Origin of the sequence: Nocardia pseudovaccinii, assembly GCF_050942345.1 — a bacterium.
Taxonomy (GTDB): Bacteria; Actinomycetota; Actinomycetes; order Mycobacteriales; family Mycobacteriaceae; genus Nocardia; species Nocardia pseudovaccinii.
On the sequence record NZ_CP192074.1, the window covers coordinates 6,997,522 to 7,023,117 of the forward strand.

The 25,596-nt window shown below is 66.0% G+C and carries 22 protein-coding genes; 12 read left to right on the plus strand and 10 right to left on the minus strand.

Annotated elements, in window-relative coordinates; all coding sequences use genetic code 11:
• Positions 1-297: 297 nt before the first annotated feature.
• A complete protein-coding gene (locus ACQPZ2_RS31480) occupies positions 298-1,722 on the minus strand; it encodes an MFS transporter (protein ID WP_433521775.1) in 1,425 nt (474 codons plus the stop codon).
• Positions 1,723-1,823: 101 nt separating this feature from the next.
• On the opposite strand from ACQPZ2_RS31480, the gene ACQPZ2_RS31485 reads away from it, so the two are divergent.
• The 3 genes from ACQPZ2_RS31485 to ACQPZ2_RS31495 all read left to right on the plus strand — a co-directional run bounded on the left by ACQPZ2_RS31485 (position 1,824) and on the right by ACQPZ2_RS31495 (position 3,697).
• Positions 1,824-2,402, plus strand: coding sequence for a TetR/AcrR family transcriptional regulator (locus ACQPZ2_RS31485; RefSeq protein WP_433521776.1), 579 nt, complete (start codon positions 1,824-1,826; stop codon positions 2,400-2,402).
• Positions 2,403-2,569: 167 nt separating this feature from the next.
• A complete protein-coding gene (locus ACQPZ2_RS31490) occupies positions 2,570-3,094 on the plus strand; it encodes a cysteine dioxygenase (protein WP_433521777.1) in 525 nt (174 codons plus the stop codon).
• 192 nt (positions 3,095-3,286) lie between these two features.
• Positions 3,287-3,697 (plus strand): rhodanese-like domain-containing protein, encoded by a 411-nt coding sequence (locus tag ACQPZ2_RS31495; protein WP_433521778.1) that lies wholly within the window; start codon positions 3,287-3,289, stop codon positions 3,695-3,697.
• A gap of 154 nt (positions 3,698-3,851) precedes the next feature.
• Here the strand turns inward: ACQPZ2_RS31495 and ACQPZ2_RS31500 are convergent, their stop codons facing one another.
• From ACQPZ2_RS31500 to infC, 4 genes are all read right to left on the minus strand, one after another.
• Positions 3,852-4,649, minus strand: a complete 798-nt coding sequence (locus tag ACQPZ2_RS31500; RefSeq protein WP_433521779.1) for a TrmH family RNA methyltransferase — start codon at positions 4,647-4,649, stop codon at positions 3,852-3,854.
• Positions 4,650-4,687: 38 nt separating this feature from the next.
• Positions 4,688-5,068, minus strand: a complete 381-nt coding sequence (rplT, locus tag ACQPZ2_RS31505; RefSeq protein ID WP_040689024.1) for a 50S ribosomal protein L20 — start codon at positions 5,066-5,068, stop codon at positions 4,688-4,690.
• A gap of 104 nt (positions 5,069-5,172) precedes the next feature.
• Positions 5,173-5,367, minus strand: coding sequence for a 50S ribosomal protein L35 (rpmI, locus tag ACQPZ2_RS31510; RefSeq protein WP_040689021.1), 195 nt, complete (start codon positions 5,365-5,367; stop codon positions 5,173-5,175).
• A gap of 61 nt (positions 5,368-5,428) precedes the next feature.
• Positions 5,429-6,121: a translation initiation factor IF-3 gene (gene infC / locus ACQPZ2_RS31515; protein WP_433527571.1), complete on the minus strand. Its 693-nt coding sequence runs from the start codon at positions 6,119-6,121 to the stop codon at positions 5,429-5,431.
• A 340-nt stretch (positions 6,122-6,461) separates the two neighbouring features.
• Between infC and ACQPZ2_RS31520 the strand changes: the two genes are divergently transcribed.
• The 4 genes from ACQPZ2_RS31520 (at position 6,462) to ACQPZ2_RS31535 (ending at position 10,030) form a co-directional block, all read left to right on the plus strand.
• Positions 6,462-6,815: a DUF1844 domain-containing protein gene (locus tag ACQPZ2_RS31520; RefSeq protein WP_063044273.1), complete on the plus strand. Its 354-nt coding sequence runs from the start codon at positions 6,462-6,464 to the stop codon at positions 6,813-6,815.
• A gap of 60 nt (positions 6,816-6,875) precedes the next feature.
• Entirely contained in the window at positions 6,876-7,496 is a 621-nt protein-coding gene (locus ACQPZ2_RS31525; RefSeq protein WP_433521780.1) for a TetR/AcrR family transcriptional regulator, read from the plus strand.
• Between the two features lie 46 nt (positions 7,497-7,542).
• The gene (locus ACQPZ2_RS31530; protein ID WP_433521781.1) at positions 7,543-9,084 is read left to right on the plus strand and encodes an FAD-dependent monooxygenase; all 1,542 of its coding nucleotides are present in this window, start codon (positions 7,543-7,545) and stop codon (positions 9,082-9,084) included.
• A 232-nt stretch (positions 9,085-9,316) separates the two neighbouring features.
• Positions 9,317-10,030 carry an alpha/beta fold hydrolase gene (locus ACQPZ2_RS31535; protein WP_433521782.1) on the plus strand — a complete coding sequence of 238 codons (714 nt, stop codon included), beginning with the start codon at positions 9,317-9,319 and terminating at the stop codon, positions 10,028-10,030.
• Between the two features lie 72 nt (positions 10,031-10,102).
• Here ACQPZ2_RS31535 and uvrA read toward each other — a convergent pair whose 3' ends face one another.
• Complete coding sequence (gene uvrA, locus ACQPZ2_RS31540; RefSeq protein ID WP_433521783.1) at positions 10,103-13,138, minus strand: excinuclease ABC subunit UvrA; 3,036 nt, start codon at positions 13,136-13,138, stop codon at positions 10,103-10,105.
• Between the two features lie 115 nt (positions 13,139-13,253).
• A complete protein-coding gene (locus tag ACQPZ2_RS31545) occupies positions 13,254-15,350 on the minus strand; it encodes an amylo-alpha-1,6-glucosidase (protein ID WP_433521784.1) in 2,097 nt (698 codons plus the stop codon).
• A gap of 780 nt (positions 15,351-16,130) precedes the next feature.
• Between ACQPZ2_RS31545 and ACQPZ2_RS31550 the strand changes: the two genes are divergently transcribed.
• Positions 16,131-16,763 carry a response regulator gene (locus ACQPZ2_RS31550; RefSeq protein WP_387295502.1) on the plus strand — a complete coding sequence of 211 codons (633 nt, stop codon included), beginning with the start codon at positions 16,131-16,133 and terminating at the stop codon, positions 16,761-16,763.
• Here the strand turns inward: ACQPZ2_RS31550 and ACQPZ2_RS31555 are convergent.
• Complete coding sequence (locus ACQPZ2_RS31555) at positions 16,760-17,536, minus strand: sigma 54 modulation/S30EA ribosomal C-terminal domain-containing protein (RefSeq protein ID WP_433521785.1); 777 nt, start codon at positions 17,534-17,536, stop codon at positions 16,760-16,762. The two genes, ACQPZ2_RS31550 and ACQPZ2_RS31555, sit on opposite strands and share 4 nt — an antisense overlap.
• Positions 17,537-17,686: 150 nt before the next feature.
• Here ACQPZ2_RS31555 and ACQPZ2_RS31560 point away from each other — a divergent pair, with 150 nt between their 5' ends.
• The gene (locus ACQPZ2_RS31560; RefSeq protein WP_433521786.1) at positions 17,687-19,426 is read left to right on the plus strand and encodes a sensor histidine kinase; all 1,740 of its coding nucleotides are present in this window, start codon (positions 17,687-17,689) and stop codon (positions 19,424-19,426) included.
• 6 nt (positions 19,427-19,432) lie between these two features.
• Here the strand turns inward: ACQPZ2_RS31560 and ACQPZ2_RS31565 are convergent, their stop codons facing one another.
• Entirely contained in the window at positions 19,433-20,578 is a 1,146-nt protein-coding gene (locus tag ACQPZ2_RS31565; RefSeq protein WP_433521787.1) for a beta-ketoacyl synthase N-terminal-like domain-containing protein, read from the minus strand.
• Positions 20,579-20,839: 261 nt separating this feature from the next.
• Here ACQPZ2_RS31565 and ACQPZ2_RS31570 point away from each other — a divergent pair, with 261 nt between their 5' ends.
• The 3 genes from ACQPZ2_RS31570 (at position 20,840) to ACQPZ2_RS31580 (ending at position 24,959) form a co-directional block, all read left to right on the plus strand.
• Positions 20,840-22,183 carry a diguanylate cyclase domain-containing protein gene (locus tag ACQPZ2_RS31570; protein ID WP_433521788.1) on the plus strand — a complete coding sequence of 448 codons (1,344 nt, stop codon included), beginning with the start codon at positions 20,840-20,842 and terminating at the stop codon, positions 22,181-22,183.
• 7 nt (positions 22,184-22,190) lie between these two features.
• Positions 22,191-22,529 carry an antibiotic biosynthesis monooxygenase family protein gene (locus tag ACQPZ2_RS31575; RefSeq protein WP_433521789.1) on the plus strand — a complete coding sequence of 113 codons (339 nt, stop codon included), beginning with the start codon at positions 22,191-22,193 and terminating at the stop codon, positions 22,527-22,529.
• 84 nt (positions 22,530-22,613) lie between these two features.
• Entirely contained in the window at positions 22,614-24,959 is a 2,346-nt protein-coding gene (locus ACQPZ2_RS31580) for a HelD family protein (RefSeq protein ID WP_433521790.1), read from the plus strand.
• Between the two features lie 61 nt (positions 24,960-25,020).
• Here ACQPZ2_RS31580 and ACQPZ2_RS31585 read toward each other — a convergent pair whose 3' ends face one another.
• Positions 25,021-25,473, minus strand: coding sequence for a universal stress protein (locus tag ACQPZ2_RS31585; RefSeq protein ID WP_433521791.1), 453 nt, complete (start codon positions 25,471-25,473; stop codon positions 25,021-25,023).
• Between the last annotated feature and the right edge of the window lie 123 nt (positions 25,474-25,596).

Sequence of the window (25,596 nt, forward strand, 5' to 3'; positions counted from 1 at the left end):
GCTGACACGCTTGCCGAGTGTGTGCCGGTCTCGAAGTTGCGCAGTTCACCCAGGCCAGAGCGGCTCGGCGCACCACACGGTCGACAACGAGCGTCCCAGCTATCAGCAAGCGGACGGGACGCACAGCGGACCGAGGCCGACACCGGCAGCCGCACCCGCACCGCATATCCGCCCACCACGTCGACCCAGCAGCGACGCACCCCCCTGCCACAGCGGCCTTGCCACAACACAGCCGTGCGCCCGGCCCACGCGAGTGAACATGGAGCGGGCGCATACCTACCGATCAGTGCCGGACGATCAGTCCACAGCGGTGACGCGGCTGGGCAGGAGCCTGGAAAACACTGCGCCCACCGCGACGACCGCGGCGCCGACCCACACGGCGGGTATCAGACCGTCGACGAAACTCTGTGGGTCCGCATAGGAGCCGTGTGAGGCGAAGACCGAGGCCAGTACCGCGACACCCATCGCGACACCCACCTCACGGATCGTGCTGTTGGTACCCGAGGCCATCGCCCGATCCTCCGGACTCGCACTGGCCATCACCACGGTCGCGCCGGGTGCGAAGGTCAGCCCCATGCCGATGCCACCGAGCAGGAACGGCCCGACGAATGCGAGATAGCTCGCGTCGACCGAGGCCACCGCCGCCATCCAGGCCAGCGCAGCTGCCAGCGAAAACTGTCCGGCCGTCAGCAGATTCCGCGCACCGACCCGGTCCACGATCAATCCGGCCAGCGGTGCGACCACCATCGGCGCCATCGTCCACGGCATCGTCCGGATGCCGGATTGCAGCGGCCCGAAGCCCTGCACCACCTGGAAGTACTGCGCCAGCAGGAAGATCGAACCGAATACGCCGACCGAGAAGGTGAAGACGGTCGTATTGCTCACCCGGAATGCCCGGGACCGGAACAACCGCAGCGGCAGCATCGGATCCGGCGTCCGCAACTCCCAGGCGATCAGCAGTCCGAGCAGCAACGCACCGCCGATCAGCGCGGTAAGCACGCCAGTCGAGGTCCAGCCGTCATCGGCGCCGTGGATCACGCCCCACACCACCGCGAGTACGCCGCCCGCGGACAGCACCAGCCCGAGCGGATCCAGCCGCTTGGCCCGCCCGTGCGATTCGGTCAACACCCGCGCCGCGAAGGGCAGCACCAGCACACCGATCGGCACATTCACCCAGAAGATCCACTGCCAGCTCAGCCCCTCGACCACCGCGCCGCCGATCAGCGGGCCGAGCGCGACACCGAGTCCGGAGATGCCACCCCAGATGCCGATGGCGGCACTGCGCATCTTCTCCGGGACCGCCGATGACAGCAGGGTCAGCGAAAGCGGCATCACCGCGGCCGCACCGAAACCCTGAATCGCCCTGGCGGCGATCAGCATCCAGGGCTCGGTGGCCAGCGCGCAGGCCGCGGATGCCGCCGTGAAGAGCGCGATACCGGCCAGGAAGATCCGGCGGCGGCCCAGCCGGTCCCCGATGGACGTGGCGGTGAGCAGCAGCGATGCGAAGGCCAGTGTGTAGGCGTTGACGAACCATTGCAGATCGGCGAGGGAGGCGCCGAGTTCGGTGCGGATCACCGGCAGTGCGTTGGTCACCACCAGGTTGTCCAGCGTGACCATGAACATCGGGATGCCGACCGCGGCCAGCACGGCGGCCAGCGCCCGCCCGCCCACGCGTGGTTCGACGGACGCCTGCGGAGCGGCGGTTACGAGTGTCTCGGACATATCCAGCCTTTGTTGTAATCGACTGATAACTAACTGCCCGAAGAGTATGCATCGGCTGATAACATGTCAATGGCGAGCGGCCGACGACGAAGTGGAGCACGATGGCGAGTTCAACCCGAACCCGAATGACCGCGACCGAACGCAGCGAGGAAGTACTGCGCGCGGCCGTCACCGCATTCGCCGAATCCGGTTATGCCGCAACGAAAACCGATGAGATCGCGCGGCTGGCCGGGGTTTCGCAGCCGTATGTGATCCGCCTGTTCGGCACCAAACAGCAACTGTTCCTGGCCGCGACCCATCAGGTCTGCGATCGCATCGAGGAGGTCTTCCGCACGGCCGCCGCCGAAGGCACCACGCCGGACTCCACCGAGGAGGAGAAGATGCGCGCGCTCGGCAAGGGCTACCAAACCTTTCTCAACGAACGCGAACTACTCCGAGTCCTGTTGCAGTCCTTCGCCGCCGCCTCCGATCCGGCCATCGGTCCGGATGTCCGCGCCCGATTCGGCGGCATTTACGGTGTGGTCAAGGAACTCACCGGCGCATCCATCCCGGAGATGTGCAACTTTCTCGGCACCGGCATGCTGCTGACCGTGATGGCCGCGATGGGTGTCGCCGGGCCCGATTCGGTCGACGTCTGCTGGGCCGCCGAAATGCTCGAAAGCCTCGCCGAGGAGGAGTAAGCGGTCTTTCCCGTGCGGTGACGACAGGGGCTGCGGGTGCGCAGTTTTGCTCATGGTGATTGTGACCGGTGGCAACGGCGTCGTGGTGCTGGACAATCGCGAGACCGCTTCGTCGCGGTTTGGCAGCGCAGTCGATTGTCCCAACGACCTTGTCAGGAGTATCTCGCTTGACCACATCACTGCCGGTGAATCTCGAGTACACCAACGATATTCATCCCGCGGTCGATGGACCGCTGATGCGCGAGGCGGTGTGTCCGGAGCGGACGCTGTGGTCACCCGCGGAATTGCGGGAGTTGACCAGGTCGGTGGCCGATGCCATGGCGACACCACTACTGGACATCGTGCGGTTCGATACGCAGCGACGTTGGTGGACCCGGCTGGCGCTGACCATGGGCGTCGAGGTGTGGCTGCTGTCGTGGGCACCGGGGCAGGGCACCGAACCGCATGATCACGGCGGCGCCTCCGGCTCGTTCACGGTGTCCATCGGTGAACTCGGCGAGGAATACCGTCATCCAGACGGCCCGGTCCGCACGACGCAATGGCGGGCGGGCGAAACTGTCGCCTTCGGACCGGAACGCGCGCATCGGCTGCGCAATCACAGCACCCGCCCGGCCGCCTCGGTGCACGCGTATTCACCACCGCTGCGACCGGTCCGCGAGTACCGTGCCCTCACGGATTTCGTGGGCGTATGAGCGAACAGTCAACACGGCCGCCCCGAGCGGTCATGCCGCAGCCGAGCGCCGGCGAGGCGCAGGCATGAGCCCAGTCCTCGCCGGGACGCTACCCTCCAACACAACCTGCCTCCAGCTAAAACCTCCGGGTCCGCCGGCCCATTTCAGTCCTCGAAGGACAAGCGCCGAAAGCATTTCCTGCAGGTCCCAGCCATGAAAGAAGGTAGTGCTATCAGCACCGAGGACAGGCTCGACCGGGCACGAGCCAAGCTGAATCGCGTCGACCCGGAGCAGGCGGCGGCACTACTGGCCGACGGCGCGTTGGTCGTCGATATCCGCCCGCACGCCAACCGGCTCGCCGAGGGCGAAATCCCCGGTTCGGTCGTGGTGGAACGAATAGTGCTGGAATGGCGTCTCGACCCGACCGGCACGCACCGGCTGCCCGGTCTCACCACGAACACTCCAGTGGTACTGGTCTGCAATGAGGGCTACGCGTCCAGCCTCGCCGCCGCCGACGTCCTCGAACTCGGCCTCCACCAAGCCACCGACCTCATCGGCGGCTTCCGCGCCTGGCAAGCAGCTGGCCTACCCGTAGCTCCCGGCGGCACACCAGCCGTCCCCTAGCGCGTCGCGTTGCAAGGCTCGAAACACCCAGAGCGGCAATGCTTTCCGGGCGGCTGTCGCATATCCGGTATCGGCTTGCGGAGGTCGGGACCGGTGCGAGACCGCCGCCGGATACGCGGCACCGCGATGCCTATTTCGGTCGGCACCTCGCGTCCTATTTCGCGTGCTGGACCCGAGCGCTGGCGTAGAGGCAGATCGCGGCCGCGGCGGCGAGATTCAGACTTTCGGCGCGACCGTGAATGGGAATTCGCACGCGATGATTCGCGCGCGCGGCGACGGCGGGGTCCAGGCCGTGCGCCTCATTACCGAACAGCCAAGCCACCGGACCAGCTAGCAGTTCATCGGCGTCGTCCAGGTCGACCTCGCCCTTGGCGGCCGTGGCCAGCACCGTAATGCCCGCTGCCGCAACGGCATCGAGCACCTCGCCCACATCGCGATGCCGCGCGATCGGCACATGGAACAGACTGCCCGCACTCGCGCGGACGCATTTGCCATTGTGCGGATCGACCGCATCCCCCGCCAGCACAACGCCATTCGCGCCCACCGCATCGGCGACTCGAATGAGAGTGCCCGCATTGCCGGGCTCGGCGATCTCGACCGGGACGGCGAGCAGTGTCGGCCGCTCGGCCAGCACGTCCGCCAGCGGCACGTCGATGTGGTCGCACACCGCGACAAGCCCCGGCGCGGTGACGGTTTCACCGAGGTGTTCGGCGGCGCGCTCACTCACCAACGTGGTGCGCACGCCCGCGGCGGCGGCCCCGGCGATCAGCTGATTCTCCCGAACCGCGGCGTGCATCGAATAGAACAGCTCCCGTACCCGACCGGTTTCCAGCGCCGCCGCAACGGAATTCGCGCCCTCGGCCAGAAACTGCCCGTGCTTGCGGCGGGCTGCAGCGCGCTGCAGCTTTACAGCGGAAACGACCCGCGGATTATGCTCGGAGAGCGCATCCACGGGTCGTTCCGAATGCTGTGTCGTCACGCAGGTGCGGATCAGGCAGCCGGGGCGTTGACGTCCTGCGGCAGAGCGGCCTTGGCGACGGCGACCAGACCGGCGAACGCCTCCGCGTCGGAGACGGCGAGCTCGGCGAGGATCTTGCGGTCCACCTCGACACCGGCGGCCTTCAGGCCCTGGATGAAGCGGTTGTAGGTGATGTCGTTCAGGCGCGCCGCGGCGTTGATGCGGGCGATCCAGAGCTTGCGGAAGTCACCCTTGCGCGCCCGGCGGTCCCGGTAGGCGTAGGTGAGCGAGTGCAGCTGCTGTTCCTTGGCCTTGCGGTACAGCCGCGAGCGCTGGCCGCGGTAGCCCTTGGAGGCCTCGAGAACGGAACGGCGCTTCTTCTGCGCGTTGACGGCCCTTTTGACGCGTGCCATGGGTCAGTCCTTTTTAGATCTAGGGGGCGCATGCGTGGCGGCCCCGGAATTGGTCGGTGGTCGCGTCCGGAATCCCGGTCGCGCGGGTGCTGCTACCTGGGGTCTTAGAGACCCAGGAGACGCTTGACGCGAGGGACGTCGACAGACGCGACGGCTTCCGTGCCGTCCAGACGACGAGTCCGGCGAGTGGACTTGTGCTCGAGCAGGTGGCGACGGTTCGCCTGCTGACGCAGCAGCTTGCCACGGCCCGAAACCTTGAATCGCTTCGAGGCGCCGCTGTGGCTCTTCATCTTCGGCATGGATTCCTCTATCTGTCTCGTACCGGTGGTCCTCGTCGGACCACCGGTTTTCTGATCGGTATTACTGCGGATCGGCCGGCGCGGCCTGTTCGGCGACCGGTGCGCCCGCGGCAGGTGCGGGAGCGGGAGCGGAAGGCGCCTCGGTGGCGGTGGGACGCGGTGCCCGCGAATCCTCCTGCGCCTTCACCCGCGTCTTCGCACCCTTATGTGGTGCGAGGACCATGGTCATATTGCGACCGTCCTGCTTGGCGGAGGTCTCGACGAAACCCAATTCGGCGACGTCGGAGGCCAGACGCTGCAGCAGCCGGAAGCCCAATTCGGGACGCGACTGCTCACGACCGCGGAACATGATCGTGACCTTGACCTTCGAGCCGGCCTCGAGGAAGCGAACAACGTTGCGCTTCTTGGTCTCATAGTCGTGGTCGTCGATCTTGGGACGGAGCTTCTGCTCCTTGATCACGGTCTGCACCTGGTTCTTGCGAGACTCGCGCGCCTTCTGCGCCGTCTCGTACTTGAACTTGCCGTAGTCCATGATCTTGCAGACCGGTGGACGGGCATCCGGCGCGACCTCGACCAAGTCGAGATCCGCCTCGAGGGCGACGCGTAGTGCATCTTCAACACGCACGATCCCAACCTGTTCACCACCCGGTCCGATAAGTCGGACCTCGGGAACGCGGATGCGATCGTTGATGCGGGTCTCAGTGCTGATGGGGCCTCCTAGGTCAAGCGGTGTCGTCAGACGACCGCACGCAATAACGGCAACCCCTTTTCAACGCAAAGGCCCCGGTGCGGTATTCCGCCACGGGGCCCGAGTCGACCGGCCTTCGACCACGAGCATGCTCGTGGTCGACCTTGTCCGTGATGATCCTCGCCGAGGACCCTCCGCACAAGAAACCCGCCCAGGCAGGGCGGGGGACCGGACCGTTTGACCAGTACGATTGCTCGTCGGCAACGGTGGGAGTCGGGCTCCACTTATCAGCCCCGGGCAAGCCCGGGGCGGTCGTCAGCGGAAAGTCTAACATTCCCACTCGCTATCGCCGAATCGCCCCGCCCCGGCGAGCGCGCCCGACCACCACGGTGCCATCCTCGTGCCTATGAGTGACGAGGCAGTATCCGATGCGACCGACGTCCGCGAGTTGGCCGAGATCCCCGCGGTCGAGATCATCAGCCGCGCCGCGATGATGCTGATGAGCGCGGCGGCGGAGAAGCTCGGACTCGCCGACGAGGATCCGGACAACAGTCCGCGCCGCGATCTGGACGAGGCGCGCCGCCTGATCACCGCACTCGCCGGGCTGATCACCTCGTCTATCGAATACTTCGGTCCACATGCCGGTCCGTATCGCGACGGCCTGAAGTCGTTGCAGCTCGCCTTCCGCGAGTCCTCGGCACATCCGGACGAGCCGGGCAAGGGTCCGGGCGAGAAGTACACCGGCCCGGTCTACGCCTAGCTAAATTTTGCCCAGCGGGAAACATTGCCTGCTGGGCAAGTTTCGTCGTACCCTGGTGTCATGCCAGATGAGCAAATCCTCGGCCTTCGCGAGCGCAAGAAGCTCGACACCCGAAAGGCACTCAGCGATGCGACGCTCGAGCTGGCATTCGAACGCGGACTGGCCAATATCACCAGAGAGGACATCGCCGCCCGCGCGGGCGTGTCGGTCCGGACCTTCAACAACTACTTCACCGGTAAGCACGAGGCACTGGCCTACCGGCAGACCGAGCGGATCCAGCGCAGTCTGATCGCACTGCGGAACCGGCCCGTGCACGAGCCGCTCTGGACCGCGATCACCACGGCGGTCCTCGAACCACTCGAGGCCGACGGCGCCGGAGACCACCCGCCGACCGCGCGCCAACTGGCGGTCATTCGCGAATTGCTCGAGGCGCCCGAGACCCGCACCGCGGTGTCCAAGGCGGTATCCGACGACTGGATCCAGGCGATCGCGGAACGCACCGGAACCGACGCGGCCCGCGATCTGTATCCACGCCTCGTCGTCGGCGCGATCGGCGCGATCTACCAGGCCGCCACCGCGACCTATGTGTACGCGGATCCGCCGGTATTGCTCACCACACTGCTACGACAAGCCATCGACAAGGTAGCCGCGGGACTTCCCGCGCCTTCCGTCGACGACTGACTCACCGCACACGCACTTTTCGAAGGCAACAAGAGGTGTATTTGTCATGCCCGAAAACTCTTACGACGTAGTCATTTCCGGTGCCGGCCCCAACGGGCTCATGCTCGCCTGCGAACTCGCACTGCTCGGCGTGCGTCCCATCGTGCTGGAGAAACTGAGCGAGCCCAGCGCCGAGCCGAAAGCGAACGGCCTTGTCGGCCAGGTGATTCGGCTGCTGGATATGCGCGGCCTGTACCACGAATTCGGCGGCGCACCGGGCGCTCCGCAGCCCGTGCCCGGCTATCTGTTCAGCGGGATGCCGGTGTCCTTCGCCGAGGTCGCGAACAATCCGATGTACGCGCTGCTCATCCCCCAGCCGAAACTGGTTCGCCTGTTGGAGAAGAGGGCACGCGAACTCGGTATCGAAATCCGTTGGGGCCATGAGTTGACCGATCTGGTCCAGCAGGACGGGAGCGTGACCGTCACAGTGACGGGTCCCGACCGCGAGTACGACCTGACCACCACATACTTGGTCGCGGCCGACGGCGGCAAGAGCTTCGTCCGCAAACACGCCGGAATCGAATTCCCCGGCAGCACAAACGCATCGAAGTTGGTCCGGATGGCACATGTGAGCGTGCCGGAGGAACTGCGAACCGGAGACGGCGGCATCCTGATTCCCGGCCTCGGGCGACTTCCCTTCGGACATAACCGGCTCGAACGGGGCATGTTCATCTTCGCAGAGCTCGAACGCGGCCGCCCGTTGGTCGCGACCATGGAGTTCGACGGCGATCCGGTACCGGAGGACACGCCGATGACGCTCGACGAACTACGCACGAGTCTGCGGCGGGTGCTCGGTGTCGACCTGCCGATCGCGCCACCGCCCGGATCCGGCCCGCACGCCTTGCGCCGGACCGAAGGCCAGAACACTCGACTGGCCGAACGCTATCGCGACGGAAATGTTTTCCTGCTCGGCGATTCCGCCCACGTGCACTCGGCGATGGGCGGCCCGGGCCTCAACCTCGGTTTGCAGGACGCGGCCAATCTCGGTTGGAAGCTCGCCGCACAGGTGAACGGTTGGGCACCCGAGGGCCTGCTGGACACCTATCACTCCGAGCGATACCCGGTCGGCGAGCGCGTCATGATGCACTCACTGTCCCAGCTCGCACTGATGGCGCCCGGTCCGGAGGTCACCGCGCTTCGCGAGTTCATGGGCGAACTACTCAAAGCGCCTGAAAACGCTGGACATATCGCACATCTGCTCGCCGGATCCGATATCCGCTACGACATCGGCGATCCGCATCCACTGTCCGGACGCATGGTCCCTGACCTCACCCTCGAAACCTCGGACGGCCGAACGCGTATCGCCGATCTGCTGCACTCGGCACGAGCTGTACTGATCCAATTGACCGAGAACAGCGGGTTCGCCGATATCGCGGGCGACTGGAACGACCGGGTCGACACCGTGATCGCGACCTGTCCCGACGCGCCCGCTGACGCGCTACTCGTCCGACCGGACGGGTATGTCGCTTGGGCAAGTGAAGTCGGTACCGAACATGACCGACTCCGGAACGCATTGACGCGGTGGTTCGGTCCAGCTCGAAGCTCGTAGGCACGCCGATGTGGCCCGCCCGGAATCGCGGAGATGCCACCCGGGTGGGCCACAAGCGATGCGGGGCGATCCGTGCCGCCGCTGCCCGTCGATCTCACGGGTCGATCCCACTCGACCCGAAGTAGTTCATCTTGTGAACAATGAAACGCTTTGCGCGCGTGGCTATCTCGGTGACCCGGACATATTACTGCGGATTTGCGTTGCGCCAGGTTCGGCGTGCGATGCTCACTGCATGGCACGGATACTTCTGATCCCCGGATTCTGGCTCGGCGCGTGGGCATGGGACGACGTCGCGGCCGATCTGCGCGGCCGGGGTGACGACGTGTTGGCGCTGACGCTGCCCGGACTCGACCCGGACGATGACGACCGGCTCGGCGCGACCCTGGAAATGCAGGCGCAGGCCATCCTCGACGAAATCGCCCCCGATGAAGCCGTGGTGGTCGTCGCGCACTCGGGCGGCGCGGCGGCCGCCTATCTCGCCACCGATATCGCCCCGGAACGCTTCAGCCGCGGCATTTATGTCGACGCCGCTCCGCTACCGAATGGCTTCATCCTCAATTCCGCACTGGATGCGACCGTTCGCGAACTCGCGCTGCCGGATTGGGATCAGTTGGAGGCCGACGGCAATAGCCTCACCGGACTGGACGAGGTGTCCCTGGCCCGGTTCCGCGAATGTGCGGTTTCCGAACCCGCTGGAGTCGCCGCCGCTCCCCTGCGACTGAGCGATTCACCGGCGCGCCGTGCCATCCCCACGACGGTGATCTGTAACAGCATCACCGCGGACCTGGTCAAAAAACTCCGCGACGCGGGTCAGGAACCAATGTTCGCCGAGTTGGCCGAGATCGACGCCGAATACGTCGATCTGCCCACCGGCCATTGGCCGATGTGGTCCCGATACAAGGAACTCGCCGAACTGATCCACTGCATCGCGAACCGCCCGGGCTAGCGACACCTCGTGCCCGCACCCGTTGTCTCGCCCGACACCGAGTAGCCGGTGTCGGGCGAGAAGAAGGCGAGATCAGCGCAGTGCGGCGGCTTTTCGTGCGGCGCGCTTTGCGGCGGCGGGGTTGGGTGCCGGAATTTTCGTCGTCGTCGCCTTCGTTGTCGAAGAGTTGTTCGCCGCGGCTTTGGTCGTGGCTTTCTTGGCGGGGGCCTTCTTCGCCGCCTTTTTGACGGGAGCCTTGGGCTCGGTCGCGGCGGGCAGTGCCAGGACCTCCTTCAGGAACTGGCCGGTGTAGCTGTCGCCCACTGACGCGACATCTTCCGGGGCGCCCTCGGCGACGACCGTACCGCCGCCGGAGCCGCCCTCGGGACCCATATCGACCACCCAGTCGGAGGTCTTGATGACGTCCAGATTGTGTTCGATGACGATGACCGTATTGCCCTTGTCCACCAAGCCGTTGATGACGAGCAGCAGCTTGCGGATGTCCTCGAAGTGCAGGCCAGTGGTCGGCTCGTCGAGGATGTAGACGGTGCGTCCGGTGGAGCGCTTCTGCAGTTCGGCCGCCAGTTTGACGCGCTGTGCCTCACCGCCGGAGAGGGTGGGCGCACTCTGGCCGAGTCGCACATAACCCAGGCCGACGTCGACCAGGGTCTTGAGGTAGCGGTGGATCGAGGTGACCGGCTCGAAGAACCCCGCGGCCTCCTCGATCGACATATCGAGCACCTCGGCAATGGTCTTGCCCTTGTAATGCACCTCGAGCGTCTCCCGGTTGTACCGGGCGCCGTGGCAGACCTCGCACGGAACATACACATCCGGCAGGAAGTTCATCTCGATCTTCAAAGTGCCGTCACCCGAGCATGCTTCGCAGCGGCCGCCCTTGACATTGAACGAGAACCGGCCGGGCTGGTAGCCGCGGACCTTCGCCTCGGTGGTTGCCGCGAACAGGGTCCGGATCTTGTCGAATACGCCGGTATAGGTGGCCGGATTCGAGCGTGGCGTCCGGCCGATCGGCGACTGGTCCACCTGCACGAGCTTGTCCAGATGATCGAGGCCGTTGATCCGGGTGTGCCGGCCCGGCACCTGCCGCGCACCGTTCAGCTTGTTCGCGAGCACGGTCGCCAGAATGTCGTTGACCAGCGTGGACTTACCGGAACCGGAAACACCGGTGACCGCGGTGAGCACACCGAGCGGAAAGCTGACATCGATATCGCGCAGGTTGTGCTCGTTCGCACCGACCACGGTGAGCTGGCGCTTCTTGCTGACCGGCCGCCGCACCATCGGCACCTCGATGCGCTCGCGGCCCGAAAGATATGCGCCGGTCAGCGATTTCGGGTCGGTGAGCAGTTCCTGATACGGACCGCTGTGCACGACTTCACCACCGTGCTCACCGGCCAGCGGACCGATATCGACCACCCAGTCCGAGGCCCGAATGGTGTCCTCGTCGTGTTCGACCACGATCAGCGTATTGCCGAGATTCCGCAGCCGCGTGAGCGTTTCGATGAGCCGCCGGTTGTCGCGCTGATGCAGACCGATCGAGGGTTCGTCGAGCACATACAGCACACCGACCAGCCCGGATCCGATCTGGGTCGCCAGCCGGATGCGCTGCGCCTCACCACCGGACAGCGTCGCCGCGGCCCGCGACAGGCTCAGATACTCCAGTCCGACATCGAGCAGGAAGCCGAGGCGCGCCTGCACTTCCTTGAGCACCTGCCCGGCAATGGCGGTCTCGCGCTCCCCCAGCGTCAAGGCGTTCAGGAATGCCGAGCAATCACCGATCGACAATTCGCTCACATCGGCGATGGACTTCTTCTCACCGCCTGAGGCGATGGTGACGGCCAGAATTTCCGGCCGCAGCCGAGCACCGTTGCACACCGGGCACGGCACATCGCGCATGTACCCGTCGTAATGCTCCTTCATCTGCTCGGATTCGGTGCTCTCCATGCGCCGCTGCAGGAACGGCATCACGCCCTCGAAATCGGCGTAGTACGAACGCTTCCGGCCGTACCGGTTGGTGTAGGAGACGTGCACTTGATCCGAACTGCCCTCCAGCACCGCCTTGCGTGCCTTCGGCGGCAGGTCCTGCCACGGTGTATCCATGGAGAATCCGATGGATTCGGCCAGCCCCGACAGCAGCCGGGTGAAGTATTCCGCGGTCTGCCCACGCGACCACGGTGCGATCGCGCCCTCGGCCAGGCTCAATTCGGGATCGGGCACCACCAGATCCGGATCGACCTCCTTGCGGATGCCGAGTCCGGTGCAGTCCGGGCACGCGCCGTAGGGCGAGTTGAACGAGAACGAGCGCGGTTCGAGATCCTCGATATCCAGAGGGTGACCGTTGGGGCAGGCCAGGCGTTCGGAGAAACGGCGCTCCCGATCGTGGGCGTGCTCGTCGCGGTCGACGAAGTCCAGTACCACGATGCCGTCGGCCAGCCGCAGCGCGGTCTCGATCGAATCGGTAAGCCGCTGTTTGGAACTCGACTTCACCTGGAGCCGGTCCACCACGACCTCGACGTCGTGCTTCTCCTGCTTCTTCAGCTTCGGCGGATCGGTGAGCGGATACACCACACCGTCGACCCGGACGCGCGAATAGCCCTGGCTGTTCAGTTGGTCGAACAGATCGACGAATTCGCCCTTGCGGGTGCGCACCACCGGCGCGAGCACCTGGAATTTGATGCCCTCCTCCATGGCGAGCACCTGATCCACGATCTGCTGCGGACTCTGCTTGGCGATCAGCTCACCGCAGACCGGGCAGTGCGGAGTACCGGCGCGCGCATACAGCAGGCGCAGGTAGTCGTAGACCTCGGTGATGGTGCCGACCGTCGACCGGGGGTTGCGGTTGGTCGACTTCTGATCGATCGAAACGGCAGGCGAAAGTCCCTCGATGAAGTCGACGTCCGGCTTGTCCATCTGCCCGAGGAACTGGCGCGCGTAGGCCGACAGCGATTCGACATAGCGGCGCTGCCCCTCGGCGAAGATCGTGTCGAAGGCGAGGCTGGATTTGCCCGAACCGGATAGACCGGTGAACACGATGAGACTGTCGCGGGGCAGATCGAGGTCGATGCTCTTGAGATTGTGCTCCCGAGCTCCGCGCACAGTGAGGCGTTCCGCCACCAGGTGTCCCTTCTCGATCGTGTCGGTCCAACAGACGTGATACCCCCAGCGCCATGCTAGGCCGACCCACCGACAAGTTTCGTCGCACGCCGGGTTCCCCGGTCATCGGTCCAGGTCAGGAGTCGGATCGACGCAGCTTTCCAGCCAATCCGCTGAGCTGCCAGCCCCCATTGTCCACGGTGACGGTGAGCACATCCGACCCCACCCGCACCCCGCTCACCCGCAGCGGCAGGTACCGATCCGGCACCGCGGGCGCGACCGATGCCGACCCGGTACCCGGCTCCAACCGCAACATGCTCCGCATGAAAAGCAGCGGCGCCGCCGACGCCCACGCCTGCGGTGAGCAGGAGGTCGGATACGGCACCGGAGCGTCGAATTCCGCGCGGTCGAAACCGCTGAACAGCTCGGGCAGTCGATAGCCGAAGCGGGTGGACGCGTCGAGCACCCCGTCGATCACACGGTTGGCGTGTTCGGTGAAGCCGTAGCGCATCAGCCCGGCTGCGCAGATCGCGTTGTCATGCGGCCACACCGATCCGTTGTGATAGCTCACCGGGTTGTAGGCACCCATATTGGTGGCCAATGTGCGGATGCCCCACCCACTGAACATCTCCGGCGACAGCAAGTGATCCGCGACCGATCGCGCCTTGTTCTCGTCGATGATCCCGGTCCACAGGCAGTGCCCGATATTCGAGGTCAGCGCGTCGATCGGCCGCTTGTCCCCGTCCAGACCGAGGGCGAACCAACCGTGCTCGGGCAGCCAGAACGCCCTGTTGAACGCTTCCTTCAATGCGGCCGCCTTGACCCGGAACCGATCCGCGGTCGGGTGATCACCCACATCCGCCGCGAGCGCCGCCCGCGCCACATACGCGGCATACACATATCCCTGCACCTCGGCCAGCGCGATCGGCGCCTCGGGCAGCCTGCCGTCGGCGAAGTTCACCCCGTCCCAGGAGTCCTTCCACCCCTGATTCGCCAAACCGTGCTCAGCCCCGCGCTGATACTCGACGAATCCGTCGCCGTCCGCGTCACCGAAGTGTTCGATCCACTCCAGCGCCCGATCGGCATGCGGCAGCAGCTCGTCCCTGGTCTCGGCATCCAGTCCCCAGCGATGCAACTCACCGAGCAACATCACGAAAAGCGGTGTGGCATCGGCGGTTCCGTAGTACACGGTGTCACCGCCGAGCAGCGACGTCGCCGCCCGTCCGAACCGTACCTCGTGCGGTATCTTTCCCGGCTCCTCCTCGGTCATGGCGCGAACCTCGCTGCCCTGCAGACCCGCCAGACTCTGCAGCGTGCCGACGGCGAGCCGCCGGTCCAGCGGCAACACCATCCACGAGGTGAGCAGCGAGTCCCGCCCGAACAGCGCCATGAACCACGGCGCGCCCGCGGCGACCACCGCCCGTTCCGGATGACCGGGATCGAAGATGCGCAGCGCACCGAGATCGACGACAGCGCGGCGCAGTACCGCGGCGAGCGTCTGATCGTCGGTCTGTACCGACGGCGAATTCTCGTACCATTCGCGCATCCGCACTGCGGGCGCACTGTGCGAGATCGGATTCCCACACTGATGCCGCGGGGTCACCACCGAGCCGAGCGTCGGCTGGTACTGGATGCACACCGACCATTCCCCGCGCCCGGGCAGCTCGACCTGCCACCGCAATTCGCGATCGACCGCGGTCGCCCCCGCTGCGGTCACCGTCACCGCCAGCGGCAGATCGGTCCGGCTGATCTCGACCGTGCCCGCCGTCGCCTTGCTCTCGGTGACCACCACGCTGTCGCCGATCCGCCCCTCCTTCACCTCGAACAGATCGGCGAAATCGGCATCGAGTTCCAGCACCACCACACAGCTGATCGCCGCGCCGGAGAGATTGCGGACGGTCACGTCATCGCGCATACCGTCGCCGACATAGCGCGCGACGGTCACCAGTGCCGTGCTGTCGGCGCGTCCTGGCCGCGGCGGCGTCCTGGCCAGCAGCGTCGCACTGTAGGGCTCGGTGTGCTGGACGGTGAGCGGTTGCGGCGCCAACCCGTCGACGGTCAGCCGCCACCGCGACAGCACCCTGGTGTCGCGCACGAACAATCCCTCGGCACGATTCGGGCTGATGACACCGCCGTCCTCGCTGATGCAGAAGGTCGAGCCCTCGACCAAGGTGACCCCGGCGACCGCTCGGGGCGCCCCGGGATCGGCACCGTCACCCCAGGGGCTCGTCAAGCTACCGGCGTGGGCGGAATGGCCCGGCTCGTCGCTACCCGAGGCGCCAGTGGCTCCTCGCGCGGTTCAGGGTCGTCGGCTCCCATCAGTGGACGCACCGGCTCAGTGTAGTAGCGCCACTGCTCCGGTTCGCGGATCTTGGTGATCATCACCGGTTTTCGGCGCGCCGACCGGCCCATCCGGACCGCCCGATGCACCCGTTCTCCGCATTCATCCGGCCGACCAAGACGATGTAGCCACCGGTGCGGGCATTCACGGCGGCACGATCAACCCGATCATCATGGACACGTCCACGCTTCTTCGGGTCCCGGCTGCGGATCGATAACCGGGAGCTCTCGAATGGCCCGGCCATGTGCGAACCGCCATTGCACGCCGCATTCTCCGCACCGGAACAGGGCGTCCCGGTGGTCGACGAAGGTACCGATAGCATGCGAACCACAATCGGGACAGCTCCGCGGCGGACCGAAAATATTGCCGAAATCGAGCGTCGCTGAATATGTCATTGTTCGACATAACTATGCATGGGGCCCTCCAAGGCCACGCTACCGAAGACCGCTATGAATGACTTCGGCCTCAGCATACCCGGAACCCCGATTCGCACAATGCCATTCAAGCGGTCGGTTTCTTTCGGTGTTTCGATAGCGCTCGTCGGTAAATTCGAGTCGCCATTACTCGAAATTGTCGTTCCGGCATACCGCTGCGGCCCGCCGAGGGATACCTTGTCGGGTAGGACCAAACGCCGGGGGCGGACGAGATCCCCTGCACCGCACAGGAGGTCGCGTGATCACAGTGTTCCTCGTCGACGACCACGAGATCGTCCGGCGCGGCCTCGTCGACCTGCTGGAGAGCGATCCGGAACTCACCGTGATCGGCCAGGCAGGCGATGTCGCGGACGCCATGGCGGGCATTCACGCCCTGCGACCCGATGTCGCTGTACTGGACGTCCGACTTCCCGACGGCAACGGCATCGAACTGTGCCGCGACCTGCTCGCCGAAATCGACGATTTGCATTGCCTCATCCTGACGTCCTACACCGACGAACACGCCATGCTGGACGCGATATTGGCGGGCGCGAGCGGCTATGTCGTCAAGAACATCAAGGGCATGGAATTGGCCGCGGCGATCAAACAGGTCGGTGCCGGACGTTCGCTATTGGATAACCGCGCGGCGGCCGCTCTCAAGGCCCGGCTACGTTCCAGCACCGAAAAAGACGGGCCGCTGGCCGGCCTCACCGAACAGGAACGCCGACTGCTCGCACTGCTCGGCGAGGGATTGACCAATCGACAAATCGCGGCGCGAATGTTCCTGGCGGAGAAGACCGTCAAGAATTACGTCTCCCGGCTTTTGGCCAAACTCGGGATGGAACGGCGCACCCAAGCCGCGGTGCTGGCCTCCAAACTGCGCGAGAGCTAGCGGATTTCGACCGGAACGACGATGGTGAGATCCCCGTCGTAGCGGCGGTACAGCAGGCGGCCGCGGCCGCTGTCGGCATCGGTGAAGAACAGGAACGGCAACCCGTTGCGGCACAGCCGGGTCACCGCCGCCTCATCGATCAGGACCGGCGCCGGATCCGAATCCATGATCAGGGGTAGGGAATTCACCGTGAGCGGCCGCTGCGCCGGAGCCTGCGGCGGCTGCGTGGTGCGCTGCCTGGTCAGCCGGACGCCGAACGGATCCGCCCAGCCCACCAGGGCATCCTCACCGGTCTCGGCATCGATGAACAGGTACGAGTCGTAATCCATCGCATCCATCACCGCCGACGCCTCGGCGGGCGTACCTGTCAGCAACGCGCAGCGCTTCCTCCGCACGATCGGGCGCGGCTCGGTGACCCTGGCCAGGGGCGGACGCGCCGGATCGGGCCACTCGCGTGACTGTTTGGTCGCCAGCCGGGCGATCTGACGGTCCAGCCGTTCCACCGCGAAGGTCACCGCGAAGCCGCGCGGACCGGTGACCTGCACGCGGGTCGGGGTGTCGTGTATGCGAATGTTGGCCTGTACCAACGTGGGTTCGTCCGAATCCACCGGTGCCGTCACCCGCACCCGCGCCGCCGCGTCGAGGTGGTGCCGACGCAGGACGCGACCGATCCCCCGCACCGCCCTGGTCACATCCGCGGGCGGCACCGCACCCCGGGTGGTCACGGCCATTTCGGGATCGGCGGCAGTGGCCCACAGTTCCGAAGAGCGCATCGGCGAATTCATAGGACATCCCTACTTTCTATTCCCGGTGTGCGACTATGCCATCACCGCTACGCCACCGCGAACAGGGCCGAAAGTCCTCGATCGACCAACTAGACTGGCGTAGGCGCTGTTACGCGCTTGCCAGAACAGGATGCCGTCATGACCGAAGAGCTGGGCAGCGGCCTCTATTCGGTACGCGACACGCTGTCGCAACTTCGGCTCCGGGAGCTGCTGTCGGAGGTCAAGGAACGCGTCGAGCTGATCATCGATTCACGCGACCGGATGGACGGCTTGGTCGAGGCGATGCTGACCGTCACCTCCGGCCTCGACCTCGATGAAACGCTGCGCGCCATCGTGCACACCGCCACCAGCCTGGTCGACGCCCGCTACGGCGCGCTGGCGGTGCGCGGGCACGAGCAGCAGGTCACCCAGTTCCTCGACGAGGGCATGGACGACACCATCCGGGCGCGCATCGGCCGGCTTCCCGCCGGACACGGCGTACTCGGCGAGGTATTCACCCAACCCAAACCGCTGCGCCTCGACGAACTCTCGAAACACCCTGCGTCCGTGGGTTTTCCAGAACACCACCCGCCGATGCACACCTTCCTCGGCGTCCCGGTGCGCATTCGCGACGAGGTCTTCGGCAGTCTCTACCTGACCGAGAAAGCCAACGGCCAGCCGTTCACCGAGGACGACGATGTACTCGTGCAGGCGCTGGCGGCCGCCGCCGGTATCGCGGTCGACAACGCCAGGCTCTACGAGTCGGCGCGCACCAGACAGGCCTGGATCGAGGCCACCCGCGACATCGCCACCGAATTCCTCGCGGGCACCGAACCCGATCTGGTGCTCGCCCACGTCGTCGACCATGCGCGCACCCTGACCGGCTCACATCAATCGTTCCTGGCCAGCACCGCGGTACCGCAACTCCAACTCGCCGCGGTCTCCGAACTCGTCATTACCCAATGGTCGGGTCCGGGTAGCGGATTCGACGGACTGATCGTGGACGCCGACGGCACCGCACTCGGCGAGGCCTTCACCCGCCGCACACCACTGCGCTTCGACGATGCCGCAGTGATCGACCTCGGCGTCCCACTGCACGATGTCGGGCCCGCGCTGATCCTGCCGCTGTGCACACCCGACGCCACCCTCGGCGCGCTGGTCACCGTGCGTCCCGTCGGCTCACCGCCCTACCCCGACGAACTCGTCGAGCTGACCAACGCCTTCACCGACCAGGCCGCGCTGGCCATGCAGCTGGCCGAAACCCAGCGCAGAATGCGCGAACTCGATATTCTCGCCGACCGCGACCGCATCGCCCGCGACCTGCACGACCATGTGATCCAGCGGCTGTTCGCCATCGGGCTCACCATGCAGAGCGCGGTATCGCGCGCCGAGGTGCCCGAAGTGCGCCAACATCTTTCGACGGTCATCAATGATCTGCAGGAGGTGGTCCAGGAGATCCGCACCTCGATCTTCGATCTGCACGGCGGCAATGGCGGCAGTATCGAATTGCAGCAGCGGATCGAGGATGCGGTGCGCCAGCAGACCACCGATTCGCCGCTGCGGGCCACCGTGCAGGTGACCGGACCGCTTTCGGTGCTGGAGGCCGAGTTGGCCGATCACACGGAGGCGGTGGTGCGCGAGGCGGTGAGCAATGCGGTGCGACATTCCGGCGCGGCGACCGTCTCGGTGGAGATCAGTGTGGCCGATGATCTGACCATCGTGGTCACCGATGACGGCTGGGGCATCCCGAATCACGTGATCCGCAGCGGATTGCGGAATCTGGAGCAGCGGGCCGAGAAGTCGGACGGGCAATTCACCATCGGACCCGCGGTGGCGGGTATGCACGAACCAGAGGGCATGCCGGGCACGAAATTGTCCTGGTCGGTGCCGCTTCCGTAAGTGAGCTCAGCCGACGGGACCGAGCACGACCATCGAATTATTGCCGCCCATGCCGAGCGACAACTTGACCGTGATCCCGCCCTCGAAAGGCGTGGGACCGTCCAATAGTCGCTCGTAGGCGGGTGCGACGATCGGTGCGGCGGGCACGATGCCGCGGTCGTAGGCCAGTGCCGCGGCCGCCACCTCGACACCGGCCGCTGCCCCTTGGCAGTGCCCGGCCAGCGGCTTGACCGAATAGACGTGCGGCCGGTCGTCGAACATCCGCCGCAGCAGATCCCGCTCGGCCACATCGCACTGCCGGGTGCCGGTGCCGTGCGCGTTGAAATACCGCACGTCCGCGGGGGCGACTGCAGCGTCCGCGAGCGCGTGGCGCACACAGTTGAAAATCTGGGTGTGCCCCGGATCGACCGAAACCACGTGATAGGCGTCATTGGTCATGCCGCCACCGAGCACCGCGGCATAGGGCCGCTCGACCGAGCGCGTGAGGACGAAGGCGACCGACGCCTCACCCATGCTGAAACCGCGGCTGCCCTCCTGAAAGGGGCGGCATGCGGCCAGTGGTTCGGCATCGCCGACCGCGGCGCCGAGCCGGACGAAGTGCTCGAGCATTTCGGGGGTGGCCGACATATCGGTGGCGATGCAGATCACGTCGTCGGCGACACCGCACTGCAGCCAGAGTTTGGCGGTGATCAGCGCGACATTCGCCGAACTGCACGCCGCCGAGACATTCATCGATGGCCCGTGGAAGCCGAATTCCTGCTGTAGTACCGAGATCGGCGTGGAGGGCAATAGTCGCATGTAGTCGCGTGAGCGCCGGTGCCCCTCATCGACCAGATAGAAGTCGCGCCAATTGGCGACGTCGCCGAGCACGATGGCGTGCAGCAGGCCGACGGTGCGGCCGGGTCGCCAACCGCGCGCGGACGCGTCGGCGATCGCCTCGCGACCCGCCTCCTGCATGGCTCGCCCATAGCGGCTGGTGCTCACCATCGGATCGCCACCATCGGGAATCAGCGAAACCCAGGCATGCTCATCGCGGCCGAAGCCGTAGCCTGGTTGTAGCGAGGCCGCGGATTTCCCGCTCAGCAGCCCCTGCCAGAGCGTCTCCCGACCCCAGCCGTACCCGCTGACCGCCCCGATTCCGGCGATCGTCATATGATCTTGATGGTGCTTTTCACTGTTCGGGTTGGTACCCGGCATGGCATCGCTCCTTCACCGGCTCCCGGGGCCGAAGCGACGTTCGGCTCGAGAAATGTTCACAAATCCGGGTTCTGTAATGATCACCAGATAGCGGCGGATGGAGTGCCCGGACTGTGAGCGAAGCAATAGCGTCGACGATGTGATCTTGTACACGTCGAGACCAGAATAATCCCATGTTCCAATGGCCATGATCGGGTCGATGATCGGGGGTTCGGAGTGGATCAGGACAAGGCAGTCGACGTCGGGGTCGACGCCGAGCAGCTGGCTCAGCGCTACCGGTCCCTGGTCGAACACACCCCGGACGGGATCGTCGTGCACGAGCGCGGCACCGTCGTCTACGCCAATCAGGCCACCGCGCGCATGCTGGCCGCCGACAGCGCCGACGAGGTGATCGGCCAACCGCTGACCCGGTTCGTCCATCCCGATTCGGTGCCCGGCATGGTGGACCGCATCAGCCAGCTGACCACTGCGGGCGCCGCCTCCGATCCCACCGAAATGGACCTGATCCGGGTCGACGGCGAGATAGTCCCGGTCGAGACGGTTTCAGTGCTCACCGCATGGCACGACCACCTCGCCTATCAGGTGGTCATCCGCGATCTCACCGCCCAGCGCGCCGCCGAGGCCGCGCAGCGCCGGGCCGAACAGCACTTCACCACGGTGGTCTCGCAGTTGGAGGAGGGGGTGGTGGTGATCGACCGGAACGGCCGCATCGAATCCGCCAATCCCGCGGCCGTGCGAATCTTCGGCACCGACGAACGCACCGGCGAACTCATCGGCGCCACCATCGACGAACTGCCGCTGATCCTGCTCGACGCCAATGCCCAACCGCTGCCGCCGAGCCGCCATCCGGTCGCACGCACCCTGGCGACCGGCGAAACGATCACCGGATACATCTTCGGCGTCGACCGTCACGATGGTCAGCGCCGCTGGCTCTCCGGCAGTTCGCGGCTGCTCAATCCGGGCGATCCGGATTCCCCCGCGGTGTCCTCCTTCGCCGACATCACCGAATTCCGCGCCAGTCGAAGGCAATTGGAGTTCCAGGCCACACACGACTCACTGACCGGACTGGCCAACCGCTCACTGATCCTGTCCCAGCTCGCCAATGCGCTGGCCGCCAGCGAGGATCTGCCCGTCTCGACGGTGCTGTTCATCGACCTTGACGGCTTCAAGGCGATCAACGACACCCTCGGCCACGCGATCGGCGATACCGTGCTGCAGATCGTGGCCCAGCGGTTGCAGCGCGCACTGCGCGGCACCGATCTGGTCGGCCGGCTCGGCGGTGACGAATTCCTGGTGCTGCTGTCCGGCCGGACCCGACGCGTCGATCTCGACTCGCTGGTCGAGCGGCTGCGCTCGACCATGGCCGAGCCGATCATCGCGCGCGGGCACCGGATCGAGGTGAACGCATCGATCGGCGTGACCGAACTCGCAGAGGGCGACAACCGCACGCCCGAGGCGGTGCTGCACGACGCCGATCTGGCGATGTACCGCGCCAAGCCGACCGGCCATCGGGAAGGCACCAGCCTGAGCCGCAGACCGAATAACACGCACGCTTCCTGAGGGTTCCATGATCATCGAACACGCGCTGTTGCCCGTCCGCCCCGCCGAGTCGGCGGCCTTCGAGGCGGCGTTCGCCGAGGCCAGGCCGATCATCGAGAGTATGCCGGGCTTCCGGTCGCTGTCGCTGTCGCGGTGCGTCGAGACGCCCGACACATATTTGCTGTTGGTGGGATGGGAACAGTTGAGCGACCATGTTGATGGCTTCCGCGGGTCCGCCGGATATCAGCGCTGGAAGCAACTACTGCATCACTTCTACGAACCGTTCCCCGTCGTCCAACACTTCACGCCGGTCCTGGCCACGGACCCGCTACCTGCGGTTACAGCGAGCCCGCCGAACCGGCAGTAGACTCGACAACTCTGTTTTCAATGGCGTTCGCGTGCACCGTGACCTGCGTGTGCACCGGCTCATCGCGGTGACAAGGAGTTCAGTTTGCCCGACCGCCTCACTCAGGATCGTGCCGCGCACGACGGCACACCCGAGCGGAACCGCGAGATCGACCTGGAGCAGGCCTACCTGTCCGTGCTCTATGAACGACTCGACGATATGCGCGAATACGCCACGAAACGGCTGCGCACCGTGCTGCTGGAAACCGGTGGCACCCCGCAGGCGCGCACCGAACGCGAATCCTTCAGCCAGCTCTATTCCGAGGATCTGGCCAAATACGACGCCGCCGAACACGGCCTGTGTTTCGGCCGCATCGACCTCGACGGTGAGCTGGAAGGCGAATATCGCTACATCGGCAGGCTCGGCATCCTCGACGAGAAGGACGATTACGAGACGCTGCTGCTGGATTGGCGCGCGCCCCTGGCCCGTCCGTTCTATCTCGCGACGACCGCCGCCCCGGACGGGGTGATCCGGCGCCGACATATCCGGTCCCGCAATCGGCGGGTCACGGCCGTCAATGACGAGTACCTGGACCTCGACGCCGCTCGGACCGCGGGTGTGACCGATGGTGGAGGCGGGGTCGGCAGCGAGAGCGCATTGCTCTCGGCGCTCAATGCCGCACGCACCGGCCATATGAACGACATCGTCGAGACGATCCAGAGCGAGCAGGACGCGATCATTCGCTCCGAGCACAAGAGCGTGCTGGTGGTCCAGGGCGGTCCGGGCACCGGCAAGACCGCCGTCGCACTGCACCGCGCGGCGTATCTGCTCTACACCTACCGTCAGCAATTGGCCAAGAGTGGTGTGCTGATCATCGGTCCTAACGCCACCTTCCTCGACTACATCGGTCAGGTGCTGCCATCGCTCGGTGAGACCGGCGTGCTGCTGTCCACCATCGGCGATCTGTATCCGGGAGTGAAGGCCACCCGCGAGGATTCGCTGCGCGCCGGAGAGGTCAAGGGCTCGCTGGCCATGCTGGAGGTGCTCAAGCAGGCGGTGCGCGACCGTCAGGAGGTGCCCTCCGAGCCGGTCCGCCTCGCCTTCGACGGCTACCCGGTCACACTCGATCGCAAGATCGCCACCAAGGCGCGCGGTCGCGCCCGCTCCTCGCGGCGCCCGCACAATCTGGCCCGGCCGATCTTCGCTTCCTCGGTCATCGACGCACTCACCGAACAACTGGCCCAGACCATGGGCGCGGATCTGTCCGGCGGCCACCGGGGGATGGCAGGAGGCGCAGCCGACGGGGCGGGTAAGGAAAGTCTGCTCAGCCGAACCGATCTCGCCGAGATCCGGGACGAAATGCGCGCCGATCCTGAGATCCAGGCGGCCATCGGCAAGCTCTGGCCGATCCTGTCGCCGCAGGAGGTGCTCGCGGATCTGCTTGCCGATCCGAAGCGACTCGACCGGGCCGCGAGCAGCCTGGATCCGGCCGACCGAGCCGAACTCGCACGCTCGGACAACGGCGAGTTCAGCGCGCCGGACGCGCCACTGCTCGACGAACTGGCCGAACTTCTCGGCATCGACGACACCGAGGAACGCGAACGCGCCCGCCGTCGCTGGCGGGCCCAATTGGCCGAGGCGCAGGACGCGCTCGACATCCTGACCGGTTCCGCGCCACAGGATCTCGAGGACGACCTCGATCCGGAGATCCTGATGGCCTACGACCTGATCGACGCGGGCCAGCTGGCCGAACGTCAGGATGTGCGCAATCGGCAGACCACCGCGGAACGCGCGGCGGGTGACCGCAATTGGACCTACGGCCATGTGATCGTCGATGAGGCGCAGGAACTTTCGGAGATGGCCTGGCGAATGGTGATGCGCCGCATACCGAACCGATGGGTGACGGTGGTCGGCGATGTCGCGCAGACCGGCGATCCGGCGGGCGCCTCGTCCTGGCAGCGGATGCTGGAACCCTACGTGGCACAACGGTGGAAGCTCACCGAGTTGACCGTGAACTACCGGACACCGGCGGAGATCATGGCGGTCGCGGCGGATGTGCTCGCCGAGATCGATCCGGCCGCGTCGGTGCCGCGGTCGGTGCGGGAGACGGATGTGCGGCCCCGCGCCCATGCCGTCGATGCGAGCGAATTGCGCAGTGCGGTAGCGCAATTGGTCGCCGCGGAGACGGGCCCCGGTACCACGGCCGTCATCACACCGCATGAGATGGTCGCGGACTTCGCCGAGTTGGCGGGCGAATCCGTCCGTGTGCTCACGGTGCACGAGGTCAAGGGCCTGGAATTCGACGCGGTCTATCTGGTGGAACCCCAGGGGATCCTCGACGAATCGCCGCGCGGGATGAACGACCTGTACGTGGCACTGACCCGAGCGACCCAGCGACTCGGCGTGCTGCACACCGGCGACCTGCCACCGGTGCTCAGCGCACTGGATTGACGAGAACGACGACAGCCGCACATTCCCGGGGAATGTGCGGCTGTCGCTTCGGCTTTACTGCTTACCTGACGGTGTGCACGATCAGCACATCGGAGCGGGACTTGCGCGCCACATCCGAGGGCACCGAACCCAGCAACCGGCCGGCCAGGGTGTTCAGGCCGCGGTTACCGACGACCAGCAGATCGCCCTCGACCTCCTTGATGAGGGCGAGCAGGGATTCGACGGGCTCACCCACGATGGCACGCTCGACGATCTCCTCGGCGCCCGCGGCGGTCGCGCGGTCGCGGGCGGTGCGCAGGATCTCGTTGGTGGGCGCGGAGCCGCGCACCTGGTAGGCCTCGTCCTTGAGCACATCGGCGGCGGCGGCCACATCGCGATCGTCGGTCGGGTAGTACGCGCAGGCCACGACCAGGGTCGCACCCGCGGCCGCGGCCAGCGAAGCGGCCTTGTCGACGGCGACGTACGACGAGTCCGAGCCATCGGTACCGACGACAATGGTCCGGTAGGTGGTCATTTCTCCTCCAACTATGTGGTGTCGGGTGCCTGCGCCGGTGCCACGTGCAGTCGGGGCACCAGCGCGGCGACTGGGGTCGACCATAGCGGCAAATCGGCCGGAAATAGCAGAAATCGCAACACA